The sequence below is a fragment of the Pseudomonas sp. P1.8 genome (assembly GCF_001269805.1).
GTDB lineage: Bacteria > Pseudomonadota > Gammaproteobacteria > Pseudomonadales > Pseudomonadaceae > Aquipseudomonas.
Genome location: NZ_LHVM01000017.1, coordinates 105,170 through 119,796 on the forward strand (window position 1 = coordinate 105,170; position 14,627 = coordinate 119,796).

At 60.5% G+C, this 14,627-nt stretch carries 13 protein-coding genes; 9 read left to right on the top strand and 4 right to left on the bottom strand.

Annotated features, from left to right (window positions below; translation table 11 throughout):
• Positions 1-46: 46 nt before the first annotated feature.
• From AD668_RS19865 to AD668_RS19880, 4 genes are all read left to right on the top strand, one after another.
• The gene (locus tag AD668_RS19865) at positions 47-553 is read left to right on the top strand and encodes a sigma-70 family RNA polymerase sigma factor (RefSeq protein WP_053161491.1); all 507 of its coding nucleotides are present in this window, start codon (positions 47-49) and stop codon (positions 551-553) included.
• Positions 550-1,302 carry an anti-sigma factor gene (locus AD668_RS19870; protein WP_053161492.1) on the top strand — a complete coding sequence of 251 codons (753 nt, stop codon included), beginning with the start codon at positions 550-552 and terminating at the stop codon, positions 1,300-1,302. Before AD668_RS19865 ends, AD668_RS19870 begins: the two co-directional genes overlap by 4 nt.
• A gap of 89 nt (positions 1,303-1,391) precedes the next feature.
• Entirely contained in the window at positions 1,392-2,516 is a 1,125-nt protein-coding gene (gene zapE / locus AD668_RS19875) for a cell division protein ZapE (protein ID WP_053161493.1), read from the top strand.
• A gap of 80 nt (positions 2,517-2,596) precedes the next feature.
• Entirely contained in the window at positions 2,597-3,916 is a 1,320-nt protein-coding gene (locus AD668_RS19880) for a leucine-rich repeat-containing protein kinase family protein (protein ID WP_053161494.1), read from the top strand.
• A 142-nt stretch (positions 3,917-4,058) separates the two neighbouring features.
• On the opposite strand, the gene AD668_RS19885 is transcribed toward AD668_RS19880, so the two are convergent.
• Positions 4,059-4,763 (bottom strand): YebC/PmpR family DNA-binding transcriptional regulator, encoded by a 705-nt coding sequence (locus AD668_RS19885; protein WP_053161495.1) that lies wholly within the window; start codon positions 4,761-4,763, stop codon positions 4,059-4,061.
• Positions 4,764-4,979: 216 nt separating this feature from the next.
• Here AD668_RS19885 and AD668_RS19890 point away from each other — a divergent pair, with 216 nt between their 5' ends.
• Entirely contained in the window at positions 4,980-6,341 is a 1,362-nt protein-coding gene (locus AD668_RS19890) for a type VI secretion system Vgr family protein (protein WP_053161496.1), read from the top strand.
• Between the two features lie 2 nt (positions 6,342-6,343).
• On the opposite strand, the gene AD668_RS19895 is transcribed toward AD668_RS19890, so the two are convergent.
• Positions 6,344-7,735, bottom strand: a complete 1,392-nt coding sequence (locus AD668_RS19895) for an FAD-dependent oxidoreductase (RefSeq protein ID WP_053161497.1) — start codon at positions 7,733-7,735, stop codon at positions 6,344-6,346.
• 69 nt (positions 7,736-7,804) lie between these two features.
• Positions 7,805-9,130 (bottom strand): MFS transporter, encoded by a 1,326-nt coding sequence (locus AD668_RS19900; protein WP_053161498.1) that lies wholly within the window; start codon positions 9,128-9,130, stop codon positions 7,805-7,807.
• A gap of 268 nt (positions 9,131-9,398) precedes the next feature.
• On the opposite strand from AD668_RS19900, the gene AD668_RS19905 reads away from it, so the two are divergent.
• A complete protein-coding gene (locus AD668_RS19905) occupies positions 9,399-10,271 on the top strand; it encodes a LysR family transcriptional regulator (RefSeq protein WP_053161499.1) in 873 nt (290 codons plus the stop codon).
• 121 nt (positions 10,272-10,392) lie between these two features.
• On the opposite strand, the gene AD668_RS19910 is transcribed toward AD668_RS19905, so the two are convergent.
• The gene (locus tag AD668_RS19910; protein ID WP_053161500.1) at positions 10,393-11,256 is read right to left on the bottom strand and encodes a LysR substrate-binding domain-containing protein; all 864 of its coding nucleotides are present in this window, start codon (positions 11,254-11,256) and stop codon (positions 10,393-10,395) included.
• Positions 11,257-11,365: 109 nt separating this feature from the next.
• On the opposite strand from AD668_RS19910, the gene AD668_RS19915 reads away from it, so the two are divergent.
• The 3 genes from AD668_RS19915 to AD668_RS19925 all read left to right on the top strand — a co-directional run bounded on the left by AD668_RS19915 (position 11,366) and on the right by AD668_RS19925 (position 14,283).
• Positions 11,366-12,475 carry a 2-aminoethylphosphonate--pyruvate transaminase gene (locus AD668_RS19915; RefSeq protein ID WP_053161501.1) on the top strand — a complete coding sequence of 370 codons (1,110 nt, stop codon included), beginning with the start codon at positions 11,366-11,368 and terminating at the stop codon, positions 12,473-12,475.
• A gap of 151 nt (positions 12,476-12,626) precedes the next feature.
• Entirely contained in the window at positions 12,627-13,454 is an 828-nt protein-coding gene (phnX, locus tag AD668_RS19920; protein WP_053161502.1) for a phosphonoacetaldehyde hydrolase, read from the top strand.
• A 268-nt stretch (positions 13,455-13,722) separates the two neighbouring features.
• Positions 13,723-14,283: a cytochrome b gene (locus AD668_RS19925; RefSeq protein WP_053161503.1), complete on the top strand. Its 561-nt coding sequence runs from the start codon at positions 13,723-13,725 to the stop codon at positions 14,281-14,283.
• Positions 14,284-14,627: the final 344 nt, after the last annotated feature.

Genomic DNA, 14,627 nt, shown 5'->3' on the forward strand with positions numbered 1-14,627 from the left:
ATCGGGCGTCTTCCTAGTCCAGAGCGTAGTGACTAGCCAGAACTTCATGAACGATATCGACGAAAAACTGCGAGAAATCATTCCCCGACTGCGGCGATTTGCTGTGTCGTTGACGCGCAACCCGAGCAGCGCCGACGACCTGGTCCAGGCCAGCCTCGAGCGTGCGCTGTCGAGTTGGGGAGATAAACGTGTCGATGGTGATTTGCGCGCCTGGCTGTTTTCAATTCTCTATCGGCAGTTTCTCGACGCACACCGACGCTCGCGAAGGTATGCGCGCATGCTCGAATTTTTTACCGGACGCGACGATACGCAGCCGTCGGTGGAGCGCACGGTCATTGCCCAATCGACCCTCAGCGCCTTCGACCAATTACCCACCGAACAACGTGCGTTGCTGTTGTGGGTGTCGGTCGAAGGCCTGAGCTACAAAGAGGTCGCCGAGATTCTTGACGTCCCCATCGGCACCGTGATGTCCCGCCTGTCCCGGGCTCGCCAGGCCCTGCGCCAGCTCAGCGATGGCGAAATCAACCGCCCTTCCCTGCGGAGACTCAAATGATCAGCATGCCCCCTGACGAACGTGACCTTCATGCTTTTGTCGACCATCAGCTCAGCGACAGCGACCGACACCTGGTGGAAACTTTTCTCGCCAGCAACCCGCAATCAGCCGCGCAGGTCCGCGCCTGGCAGCACGATGCCCAGGCACTGCGCGCAGCGTTGGGTGGTGCCTTGCAGCAACCGGCCAACCCGGACCTGGATCCGGTCGCGATTCGCCAACGCCTGAAACACCAGTCCCGTCGTCACCTGGCCAGCGCGGCGGTGTTGTTGATCGCCGTCAGCGTCGGCGGACTCAGCGGCTGGCAGGCACGCGAGATGACGCTTGCCGCGGCCCCGCTACCGATGACCGATGCCCTTCAGGCCTACCGCCTGATTGCCCAGCAAGGCATCCTGCCCGCGGACTACAAAGCCGCTGAGGGTGGCAACATGCAAGAGTGGCTCGACCGTTATTTCAATCAAGCCAATCGCCTGCCTGACCTTTCGGGTGCGGGTTTCAAACCGGCGAGCGGGCGCTTGCTCAGCACCGAGCAAGGACCGGCGGCGATGGTGATTTATGAGAATCATGGCGGGCAAAAAATCAGTTTCTACGTCCGGCCACCGGGGCCGAAAAACTTCCTGCTGCCAAGGGGCAGTCGTCGCGATAACGGGTTGCAGGCCGAGTATTGGTCTGGAGGTGGCTACAACTACGCAATGGTCAGCCCGGTGGATACGCCTGCTGCGCAGATGCTCAGGCAGACCGTGCAATTCTAGGGATCAGCATATCGCAGCGCAAAGCCGCTCTGGTTACACTACACCGCTGCAGCTCGGGGGAGCTCGCCAGTCAATGAAGGTGATATCACGTGGCCGTTCGACCACCCAAGCGTTCGCGACTCACACCACGCTGGTCCTTGTTGCGCCGTCTTTTCGGCAAGGCTTCGGCGGCAGGTTGCGCTGCCAGCGGTCAAGCCATCCACGACTTCTTTCGCCACAAGGCACATTCCCAGGGTTACACCCTCAGCCACAGCCAACAGCGCGTGATCGACTGCATGGCGCGGTACGCCACAGCGTTGCCGTGCTCCTCGACCAAACCCCTTCCCGGCCTTTACCTGCATGGCGCCGTGGGACGCGGCAAGAGCTGGTTGCTCGAGGGTTTTTTCCAGGCCGTCCCCCTCACGAAAAAACAACGCCTGCACTTTCATGATTTTTTCGCCAGGCTGCACCACGGCATGTTCACCCATCGCGAGCAGCCTGACGCACTGGCGACCACCCTTGATGAATTGCTTAGCGATTGTCGGGTGCTGTGTTTCGATGAGTTCCATGTGCACGACATCGGCGATGCCATGCTCATCACGCGGCTGTTCAAGGCCCTGTTCCAGCGCGGCATCCTGCTGCTGGTCACCTCCAATTACCCGCCCGAGGGCCTGTTGCCCAACCCGCTGTATCACGCGCGCTTCAAACCGGTGATCGATCTGATCAACGCCCGCATGCAAGTCATGGAAGTCGGTGGCCCCCACGACTACCGTAGCCAGGCCCGCACCCACGCGCAACAGCTGTTCACCCAGGGCCACTACGTCTGGCCGGCCAGCGTCGCGCAACGGTTGTCGCTGAACCTGCCTCAGCGCGACGCGCCGCCCGTGTCATTGGCCGTCGGCACCCGGCAGTTCCAGGCACGGTTCTGCGAAGGACGGCGCATCGGCTTCACCTTTGCCGACCTGTGCGACCGCCCCACGGCGGTGATGGATTACCTGGAACTGTGCCGTCACTTCGACAGCTGGATCATCGATGACCTGCCGCCACTGGTTGAATGCACGATGGCCGCGCAACAGCGTTTCATCAACCTGATTGACGTGTTGTACGACCAGGACAAGCACCTGGTTTTGCTTGGCCAGCACTCGTTGCGAGAAAGCCTGGGCGGTGATGCCATTGACCTGGCGCGCACTCGCAGTCGATTGGGACAATTGGCGCAAGTCAGGGAACCGGACTGACAGGCAACACACCATAACCGCTATCATGTCCCCCATTTCCGGGCCCAGTGCCTGCTCCTTGATCAATAGTGAACCCGTTCATGCACACCCTTGCACAATTGCGCGCCGGCCAACTGTCGGGCATTACGCGGCTGGATCTGGCCGAAGGCCTGAGCGAGTTCCCCCGGGAAATCTTCGATCTGGCGGACTCGCTCGAAGTGCTCAACCTCAGCGGCAATGCCTTGAGCGCACTGCCGCAAGACCTGCATCGGCTGACCCGTTTACGCATACTGTTCTGCTCCGATAACCGCTTCACCGATTTGCCGGCCTGCCTCGGCCAATGCGCCGAACTGACGATGATCGGCTTCAAGGCCAACCGCATTGCTCATGTCCCCGGCGCTGCGTTGCCGCCGCTGCTGCGCTGGCTGATCCTCACCGACAATTGCATCGAGACGCTGCCCGTTGAATTGGGTGAGCGCCCACATCTGCAAAAACTCATGCTCGCCGGAAACCGTTTGCAAGCGTTGCCGCCGACATTAAGCAATTGCCATCAACTGGAACTGATCCGCATCGCCGCCAATCAGCTGACCGAGTTGCCACAATGGCTGCTGACGCTACCGAGGCTGACGTGGCTGGCTTACGCCGGCAATCCGCTGGAAACCGAGGCCGATACCGCCGCCCTCGACGCCACCGCGCGCATTGACTGGTCGACGTTGCGCCTGGAGCAACAATTGGGCGAAGGCGCGTCCGGGGTCATCCACCAAGCCGTTTGGCAACCGGCCCATCAGCCGGCGGTGCCGGTTGCGGTTGCGGTGAAACTCTACAAAGGCGAGATGACCAGCGACGGCTCACCCTTGCACGAGATGAATGCCTGCATCACCGCTGGCCTGCACCCGAACCTGATCCGCGTCGAAGGCCGCATCGTCGGTCATCCACAAGACGCGGCCGGGCTGGTCATGCAACTGATCACACCGAATTACCGCAACCTCGCCGGACTGCCAAGCCTGGCGTCCTGCAGCCGTGATGTGTATGCCGACGACCTGCGCCTCAACGCGGCAGTAGCGCTACGTATCGCCTGCGGCATCGCTTCGGTGGCCGAACACCTGCACCGGCATGGCATCACCCACGGCGATCTCTACGGGCACAACATTTTGTGCAATGAACAGGGCGACTGTTTGCTGGGAGACTTTGGCGCAGCGTCATTCCATGCCACGGATGACAGCCTTGAGAGTCGGGCGTTGCAGCGGATCGAGGTACGGGCGTTCGGGGTGTTGCTGGGGGAATTGCTGGAGCGGATCGACTCAGGGTTGAGCGATGAGCAGCGAGAGGCTCTGGAAGACTTGCTAGAGCGTTGTTGTCAGCCGCAAGTGCTGACTCGACCTGGATTCAATGAAATTATCCAGGCGTTGAATGCCACCTGACCGCTTCGCGGTCAATCGCGAGCAGGCTCGCTCCTACAGGGATTTTTGTGGATGACACAAAACCTGTGGGAGCGAGCCTGCTCTGGCGGCGATCCGACGATGACGGTCTGCCAGACAACAGAACCGTCACTGACACAAAGACTTAACCCGCCAACCCGACAAACATGTCCTGCACATCATCGTGGTTATCGAGGCCTTCCAGGAAGGCTTCGACTTCGGCCATCTGCTCATCGCTCAGGCCGCTGACCGGGTTTTTCGGCTGGTAGCCCAGCTTGGCCGAGAGCACGGTGAAACCTTGCTCCGGCAGGGCTTTCTGTACCGCGTCCAGGTCCGTAGGTTCGGTCAGGAACAGGGTCGCACCGTCTTCACCCGGTTCGAAATCCTGGGCGCCGGCTTCAATGGCGGCCATTTCAGGATCCGCGTCCGGGGTGTCCGGCGAGGCTTCGATCATGCCAACGTGGTTGAAGTCCCACGCCACCGAGCCGGAAGCACCCAGCTGACCCTTGCGGAACGCCACGCGAATTTCAGCCACGGTGCGGTTGATGTTGTCGGTCACACACTCAACGATCAACGGCACCTGATGCGGCGCGAATCCTTCATAGGTCACACGATGGTATTGCACGGTTTCGCCCAACAGGCCCGCGCCTTTCTTGATGGCGCGATCCAGTGTTTCTTTGGGCATTGAAGCTTTCTTGGCCTGTTCGACCACCAGACGCAGGTGTGCGTTGGTGGTGGTATCGGCACCGTTGCGTGCAGCGATGGTGATTTCTTTCACCAGTTTGCCGAAGATCTTGCCCTTGGCATTGGCTGCCGCTTCTTTGTGTTTAACCTTCCACTGTGCGCCCATTACTCACTCTCTTGTCGATGGCGCCGAGACATCTATTGGCCGACGCTTTGCGCAAGTTTATACGGCCTAAAGTCGGCAATCGACCAAAAAATCCGCCTTGCATCGACATCTTCACCAGCGTTTGTAGGGCGATTCTGAAAAGTCAATTTGCGGTGACAACAAAGGGCTGCGGTTTCGTACCCTCTTCGTCCGTATTCCACGACAGCAGCGAGTTCGATGCACAACGACACGCAAAGTCCATTCACCCTGACCCTGCTCGACGATGATTTGCACTTTCAGGTGGTGCAGTTCAGCGGTCATGAAGGGCTCAACCAACCTTACCGTTTCGACATCGATGTAATCGGCCTGGCACCGGCCATCAAGCTCGAACACTTTTTGCACCAGCCGGCCTACCTCGAGCTAGGCCTGGGTCAGGGCATCCATGGCGTCCTGCGTAGCGCCGGTTTCGAATATCGTTGTGCATTGCGGGTCGTCTACAAGCTGGTGCTGGTGCCAAGCCTTGAAAGACTGGGCGAGCATCGCCGGCGGTGCATTTTCCAGCACATGAATACGCCCATGATCCTGCGCCGGGTGCTGGAGCAACATGAATTGCCTGCCGACAGCTACCGCTTCGAATTGACGACCGGCCATTACCCGGTGCGACCGTTTTGCATTCAATACGAAGAAACAGACCTGGACCTGCTGCAACGGCTCTGCGAGGAAGAAGGCATCCACTATCACTTCGAGCATCAGCGCCAAGGGCATGTTCTGGTTCTGGCCGATGATTGCCTGAGCTTCCCCCAGGAACCACTTGCGGGAAGGTTCCAAAGCAACACGTACGGTGAGCACCAGGGGCCGGCAATCAGTGAGCTGTTCCAGCGCCATGATTGGCCACCCCTGCCCCCCTCCTCGACACCGCTGCGCAATCCTGCCCACGAGCAACAGTATCGCGATCAACTCAGTCGTCGACAGTTGGAGGGCCTGCGTTGCCGACAGCTGCAAATACACGGGCACAGTAATCTGATTGCATTGCGTTGTGCCCGGATCGTGCAGGTATCAGACCACCCCTTGACCCGTTTCAATGATCAATGGCTGGTCACCGAGGTACGGCATCAAGGGCAACAAACATCGAGCCTTGCCGAAGGCACGCCAGACAAGGTCACGAATTACCGCAACCGGTTTACCGTCATCCCTTGGTCAACTCCGTTCCGACCGGCACTCAAGCAACCCAGGCCAAGTATCCCGGGATATCAGCCAGGTCGAGTGAGTGGCCCGTCAGGACAACCGGCAGACAGGGATGAACAAGGTCGAATCCGGGTAGACATCTGGCCCAGCCCGGAAACGGATACAAATGACGCTGCAGGGCTTTGGCTGCCGGTGGCGATGAACTGCGCGCAGGACCCCATCAACCTGAGCCGGCTGCCACTGGCCGGCAGCGATGTGATGGTCAACTTTCTCGCCAGCGATCCGGATCGCCCAGTGGTCTGCGCGGTCATGGTCACACCCGAACCGCCTCCCCCCGCTCGCCCCCCCAGGCCTGCCGGGGATAGTCGCCTGCTACTCGACTGGCTGGTCAATCGTTCGGACTTCGAACGCTGACATCAGCCCTTGTCGGCCTTGCCTGCCGCCGCCGCGAACTTCGCCAGGCGTACATCCAGGTGACGAGGGCGGTGTCCATGGTCTTCGGCCCGTTCCTTGCGGCGGATGGCATTGCGCACCATCAAAGACCCCAGGTAGCGAATCGGCTCCGGCGGAAAAAAGCCAAGCGGTCCGTTCACCAACGGCGAACGGGTCCAGGCGTTGTCCAGGCCCATGACCATCGAAGCAATAATCTGCCCGCCCATATGACAGGGTCCGACACCGCTGCCGGAGTAACCGAAACCATAGAACACGTTGCCACTGGCGCTCATCTGCCCGAAGAACGGCAAGCCGGTCACCGAGCGATCCGACGGGCCGTTCCAGGTGGCCTCGACCTTGACGTCGGCAAACCTGGGAAAGAAATCCGCGAGACTGCTTTGCAACAGGCCGGCATAAGGAGATGGCTGGTCGAACACCGGCAGCATGCGCCCGCCATAGGCGAAGGTGTTGCCGCCCTTGCCGAGCATGATCCGGCCGTCCGGAGTGTTGTGGTAGTAGTGCACGAAAATCCGCGAATCGAGAACCGTGACGCCGCTGGTCAAGCCGATCTCGTTGAGCAGATCCGGCCGTGGTTCGGTGATCAACATGTCGCTGGAAACGATCGCCACGCTGCGCTCGAACTGCGCAAAAGCGCGGGCCATCCAGGCATTCATGGCCAGCACCACCCGGTCGGCGCGAATCGTGCCGTTCGGCGTTTGAATCCCCGCTGGCTTGCCTTCTTCCAGGCCGGTCATCGCGGTGTTTTCGTGAATCCTCACGCCCAGTTGCAGGGCGACCCGGCGCAACCCGCGTACCAGCTTGCCCGGCTGCACACTGGCCGCTGCCGGGGAAAACCAGCCTTCCAGGTGCTTGCTGGAACCGGCCATGCGCTGCACGTCAGCCACCGGCCGCTGGGTGAACGAGTTGATGCCGTGGCGTTCCAGCGCCGCGATGACCGCGTCAGTCGAACCCACTTGTGCACGGTTGGTGGCGGTATAGAGCGTGCCATCAAGGCGGTAATCGGCATCCACCGCATACTGCTCACAGAATGCTCCAATGGCATGGATGCTGCGCTCGGACTCCTTGACCAGCCGCACCGCCTCCTCGACGCCGAACAGTCTTTCAAGGGTGAAGTATTTCGCCGACCACGACAGCGCACAGCCGCCATTGCGACCACTGGCGCCAGCGCCGCAGATGTCCGCCTCGATCAGCACCACGTCCAGTTCGGGGTTCTGCTCCTTGAGCATGATGGCGGTCCACAACCCGGTGTATCCGCCCCCGACAATGCAGACATCGGCACGGCTATCGCCTTGCAGTGGCGGGCAGGTTTGGGATGCATCGGCCTTCAAGGCCTGGTCCAGCCAAAAGGGTCTCATGGGTCAATCTCCAGTCAGACGTCCACACGCAGACCCGCCGCCAGTGCAGCAGGCCGCGCGGGACAGGATTCAGGTTCGCAGGGGTTTGATGGCCATTGCCCGGTTGGGCACGTAGGCGTAGTGGGTGCCCTGGCCACCGGGACGGCTGTTCCAGTGGGGGATCAGCACCAGGGCGGAGAACATTGCGCAGCCGGCGAAGACGATGAAGACGGTTACGGTATCGAAATAGCCTGGCAACAATCCGCCGAGAATCGCCCCGACCGAACCGCAGCCGTTGACGAAACCCGCCGCCGTGGCGCCGGCCTTGGCGGTACCGAAGTCAATGGCCGCCGCACCGCTGATCATCGAATCCGGCCCGTAGAGGGTCAAGCCCATGACGAACAACAGCGCTACCACCAGTAGCACGCTGCCGGTATGCAGGGCCCCCATAAAGAACGCCAGGGACACGGTCAGCGCCAGCAGGCTGATGACACAGGCCGGCATGCGCCGGGCGCCGAACAGTTTGTCCGAGGCCAGGCCAATCAGGATCGGCCCGAGCAACCCGGCCAGTTCAAACGCGGTCGGTATGATCGCCGCGCCCACCTTGCCGACCGAAGGCATCTGCTCGAAGACGATCACCGGCCCCCACAGCAGAATCGCATAGCGCGCCGGTTTCAGCATGAAATACGCCAGGCCCAGGACCAGCACCGTGCGATTGCGCAGGATTTCCTTCAATGGCTCCCACATGCTGATTTTGCTTTGCGCGTCGGCTTGTTCAGCCGTCAGCTCGGGTTCCGGCTCCACTGCCGGCAAGCCAACGTCTTGCGGTTTGTTGCGTTGAAAAATGAAAAACAGCACGGCGACCAGCCCAACCACCACCGCACTGGAAATGAACGCCGCATGCCAGCTGCCGATGTACGTGTACGCCCACCAGCCGGCAAACGGCGAGGCCACCAGACCACCAAAGGCGTAGCAGGAGCTCCACAGCCCCAACACCCGCCCGCGCTGCTCCGAGGGGAAGAAACTGCCAAGGTTCTTGCACAACCCCGACCACCCGGTGGACTGCGCCAGGCCTTGTATCAGCATGCAGGTGGCGAAGATCGGTAATGTCGCGAAACTGCCCATCACCAGAGCTGCACCGGCGGAAATCAGCAAGCCGCCCAGCACCACGACCCGTGGACCGAAACGGTCGGCCAGGATGCCCCAACCGAACTGGCCCACAGCGTAAGCGGCCAGGTAAATGGCATCAAGGTTGGCCATGGTCATCTTGTCGAGCATGAACATCGGGTCTTCGCCAATGCCCAACTTGGCGACCGAGAAAGCTTTGCGGGTGAAGTAGAAAGCGGCGTAGGCGAGCCAGGTGATCGCGAAGATCTGCACGCGCCAACGCTTGATGGTGCCGATGTGCTTGTTCATTGTGGTTCTGACCTCAGGGTGTGAGTGTGCCGGCAGAATTGGAAGAAAACGCCTGTTTTTTTATTGTTGAGCACTGCGATATCGCCCTGTCCCTACGGCGGATACCGGTCAGATGAGTCCTGTTGTTGCACGCACAGGCTCATGGCACCCGCTGCTGTTCGACTGACCAGTCAGCGGGGCTGAGGTGGATAAAAACAATTACTGATTAATAAGTGAAATCGATTTATCGTATTTCAAATATAAGCTCAGCTTGTTACTGGAGTTTCCCATGTCGGTGTCCCACGCCCAGCTCAAAGCTTTCCACGCCGTGGCGGTGCATGGAAGCTTCACCAAGGCCGCCGAGCGACTGTTTCTGACCCAACCGGCGATTTCCGATCAGGTGCGCAAACTCGAAGAGCGCTATGGCGTGTTGTTGTTTCACCGCAACAAACGCTCGGTGCGCCTGACGGATCTGGGCGAGCGCCTGCTGAGCGTCACGCAAAAACTGTTCGTCATCGAAGCCGAGGCCCAGGAGTTACTGCAGGACTCCCAGGCCTTGCAGACGGGCAGCCTGATTCTCGCGGTCGACGCGCCGGTGCATGTGCTGCCGCAGATTGCCCGGTTCTGCGAGCGTTACCCCGGCATCAGTGTGAAAATCGAAACCGGTAACACCGATGAGTCGTTGTTTCGACTTTTCAACTACCAGGCTGATCTGGCGTTGCTGGGTCGAGATGTCAGCGATGAACGCTTGCTTTCATTGCCGCTGCGCAATGACCCGATGGTGGCGTTTGTGTCGCGCAACCATCCGTGGGCCGATCGGGAATCCATCTGCCTGGCCGACCTTGATGACACGCCACTGGTGTTGCGGGAGATCGGGTCGGTGACCCGGCAGACGCTGGAAGAGGAAATGGCCGGCGCCGGCTTTCGCATCCGTCCGGCCATTCAGGTCGAGGGACGGGAGGCAGCACGTGAGGCCGTGGTGGTGGGGATTGGCGTTGGCGTTGTTTCGGCTGCCGAGTTTGGTGCGGATTCGCGGGTTTGTGCCTTGCCGATTGTTGATTGCAAACGCAGGCTGACGGAAACCCTGGTGTGCTTGCGCGAGCAGAGCTCACGGCGGGTGGTGGCGACTTTTCTGGAGATGGTGCGCGAGAGTCTGGTGTAGGCAGGTCCGGCTCCATCGCTAGCAGGCTAGCTCCCACAGTGGGCCTGTGTTGCCTGCATAATCTGTGGTCGGCACAAATTCCCTGTGGGAGCTAGCCTGCTAGCGATTCAGGCGCCTCGGTCTACCCGCCCGGCGCCAACCCGAAAAACGCCTGAATCAAGCGCAAATCCCGGCGCCGCTCCATGCACCCCATCATGTGCCGGTTCACCAACCCCTCGCCAATGATCGGCACCGCCGCCACTCGCGGGTCATGGCTGACCTCCACCGACGAGACCACGCCCACCCCCAGTTCAGCAGCCACGGCCTCGGTCACCGCCTCGCGGCTGTCCAGTTCCAGCAACACCCGTGGATTGACCTTGGCCTGGGCGCACGCCTCATCGAAGGTGCGCCGGGTAATCGAGCTCGGTTCGCGCAGCACCATGATCACCTGATCCAGATCCTTGAGCTGCACGCCTTTGGTCTTCTGCGCCCAAGGATGCGTGTGCGGCACCAGCGCGCAAATCCGCGATTCACTCAACGCCTGCAGGTGCAGCCCCTTGCGCGGCTCGACTTCGGTCAGCACTGCCACGTCGGCATGTTCGGACAGCAGCGCCGCCAGGGTTTCCTGGGCGTTGCCCAGGCGCAGGTTGACGGTGACCCCCGGATAACGCGCCCGCAGGCTCGCGAGCATCGGCATGACCATGTGCGGACCGTCCGCCGCCACCTCCAGGCGCCCGGTCAACAGTTGCCGATTGGCCTCCAGCATGACCTGTGCTTCTTCGGCCAGACCAAACATCGCCCGGGTGATCGCCGCAAGCTTGGTGCCCTCCTCGGTCAATTCCACGCGCCTGGCGGTACGGCGCAACAGAGTGATCTGGTAGTGCTCCTCCAGCGCCTTGATGTGGCCTGTGACCGCCGGCTGGCTGATAAACAACCGCTCGGCCGCCCGGGTAAAGCTGCCCTCCCGGGCCACCGCGTCGAAGGCACGGAGCTGGAACAGATTCATGAATAAGCCTCACTGATGGCTGGCATAACAACAAACAATTTGATTGATAAGTCGGCAAATTGCAATTTAAGCCCCGTAGCTTCATCCCATCGAATGCGAGGACACGAGAATGAGTATTGCCGCCCCCATCCTGCTCACCCCCGGCCCGTTGACCACGTCGGCCCGCACCCGTCAGGCAATGATGGTTGACTGGGGTTCATGGGATGACCGCTTCAATCAATTGACCGCCAGCCTGTGTGAGCAACTGCTGGCGATCATCAACGGCGCCAGCACCCACCACTGCGTGCCGTTACAAGGCAGCGGCACGTTCGCGGTCGAGGCGGCCATCGGCACGCTGGTGCCTCGCGATGGCAAAGTGTTGGTGTTGATCAACGGCGCCTACGGCAAACGTCTGGCGAAGATCTGCGAAGTACTCGGTCGCTCTTTCAGCACCTTCGAAACCGCTGAAGACGAGCCAACCACCGCCGCCGATGTCGACCGCCTGCTGCGTGCCGATGCCGGTATTACCCACGTTGCATTGATCCACTGCGAAACCAGCACCGGCATCCTCAATCCGCTGCCGGAGATCGCTCAGGTCATTGCGCAACACGGAAAACGCCTGATCATCGACGCCATGAGTTCCTTCGGCGCCCTGCCGGTGGACGCGCAGCAGGTGCCGTTCGATGCGCTGATCGCTGCGTCAGGCAAATGCCTGGAAGGCGTACCGGGCATGGGCTTCGTCTTCGCCCGCAAAGAATCCCTGGCCAGCGCTGCCGGCAATTCGCACTCACTGGCGATGGACCTTCACGACCAACATTCGTACATGGCCAAGACCGGCCAATGGCGCTTCACCCCGCCGACCCACGTGGTCGCTGCACTACACGAAGCCCTGCTGCAATACAACGAAGAAGGCGGCTTGCCGGCCCGGCATGAGCGCTACGCCGCCAACTGCCAGGCTCTGATGGAAGAGATGGGCAAACTGGGGCTGCGCAGCTTCCTGCCCGCCGCGATCCAGGCGCCGATCATCGCCACCTTCCACGCCCCGAAAGATCCGCGCTACGCATTCAAGGAGTTCTACGAACGGGTCAAGGCCAAGGGTTACATCCTCTACCCTGGCAAGCTGACCCAGGTCGAAACCTTCCGCGTTGGCTGCATCGGTCACGTTCAACCGGCCGAAATGCGTGAAGCCGTGGCCGCGATCGCTGAAGTGTTGCGCGAGATGGAAGTGTTAGAGATCTAACCCACACCACATTCCCCCTGTAGGAGCGAGCTTGCTCGCGATGAGGCCCGGTCAGTCGACTCACATGTTGAATGAAAGACCATCGCGAGCGAGCTCGCTCCTACAGTAAAGCTGCTCTCCAATAGCCAGTTATTACAGGATTAAGATCACCATGAACTACACCAACCCAACCAGACTGCAAGCCGCCATCCTCGACTGGGCCGGCACCGTCGTCGACTTCGGTTCCTTCGCGCCAACACAGATTTTCGTCGAAGCCTTCGCCGAGTTCGACGTTCAGGTGTCCATCGAAGAAGCGCGTGGCCCAATGGGCATGGGCAAGTGGGATCACATCCGCACCCTGTGCGATCAACCGCAGGTTGCCGAGCGTTATCGCAACGTGTTCGGCCGCACGCCGACCGACGATGACGTTACCGCCATCTACCAGCGCTTCATGCCGCTGCAGATCGAAAAAATCGCCGAACACTCGGCGCTGATTCCGGGGGCATTGGAGACCATCGCCAACCTGCGCCAGCAAGGGATCAAGATCGGCTCCTGCTCCGGCTATCCGAAACAGGTCATGGACAAAGTGGTCGAACTGGCTGCCACCAACGGCTACGTCGCCGATCACGTGGTTGCCACCGACGAAGTCCCGAACGGTCGCCCATGGCCGGCCCAGGCCCTGGCCAACGTCATCGCCCTGGGCATTGACGATGTCGCCGCTTGCGTGAAGATCGACGACACCGTGCCAGGCATTCTTGAAGGGCGCCGTGCCGGGATGTGGACAGTGGCGCTGATCTGCTCGGGCAACGCGCTGGGCCTGGATTACGAAGGGTACCGCGCCCTCGACAGCGACACACTGGACAGCGAACGCAAGCGCATCCACGCGATGTTCGAAGGTTCGCGCCCCCACTACATGATCGACACCATCACCGATTTGCCGCAAGTCATTGCTGACATCAACAAGCGCCTGGCCAATGGCGAGATGCCGCAGTCGAGCTGATCACAACGTAACACCGCCCCCCGTAGGAGCGAGCCTGCTCGCGATGGTCGTCAACGATGACGCGTACCCGCTGGGTAACCGCGACGTACTTGAGACCTTCGCGAGCAGGCTCGCTCCTACGGGGGCGGTGCGTTCTTCCTGTCTATCAGCTGAATCAGAGCAGCCAGCGACCATTAGCCTCAGGCAAATCCGGTAAAAAACGCTTACAGTTAAAGCACACCGTCGAACAAGAACGGTGGCTTTAAACCGGACCTGTGAGGAACACCGTATGCCGTGGAAAAACTCCGCCTCGCGCTACAGCACCGTATCGATCGCGCTGCATTGGTTGATGCTGGTTCTGCTGGCGCTGGTTTACGCCTGTATCGAGCTTCGCGGGATCTTCCCCAAGGGCAGCGGCGGCCGCACGCTGATCGTCGAATCACATTTCATGCTCGGCCTGACCGTGTTTGTTCTGGTCTGGCTGCGATTGTTCGCGCGCAGCCTCGGCCCGGCGCCGCAAATCTTTCCCGCTTCACCGCGCTGGCAAACGCTGTTGGCCAGGTTGATGCACTGGGCGCTGTACATTTTCATGATCGCCATGCCTATTCTCGGATGGCTGATCACCAGTGCCAAAGGCAATCAGGTGATGTTCTACGGTTTCGACTTGCCGTTGCTGATGGCCGAAGACAAGGCGTTCGCCAAACAACTGGAAGGCTGGCATGTGCTCGGTGGCACCATCGGCTACTGGCTGATCGGATTGCATGCTGTCGCCGGGCTCTATCACCACTATGTGGTGGGCGATAACACGTTGTTGCGGATGATGCCAAAACGGGTGAACCGCAATATCTGAGACCACCTGTAAAACTGTAGGAGCGAGCCTGCTCGCGATGGCGCCCTATCATTCAACAGATGTATTGAATGACCTGACCTCATCGCGAGCAGGCTCGCTTGTATGTTTAGACTTGAAGGGGTGGGTGGGACTAAAGCTCGTCATCTGACTCTGACCAGTACAGACCGTGGGAGACTTCGTCCCACCCCTTCACCTAATGCGCCGATAAGGAATGCATCGGCTCGGACCGACGATAGAAACAAGCCAGCGCAACGGTGAACCCCGACAAGTCTTTAAACCCTAGCTCGGAGGGTGGGCCATGACAATCCTTGATTCGCAGGTGGTCGTTGGTGTGGATGTGGCGA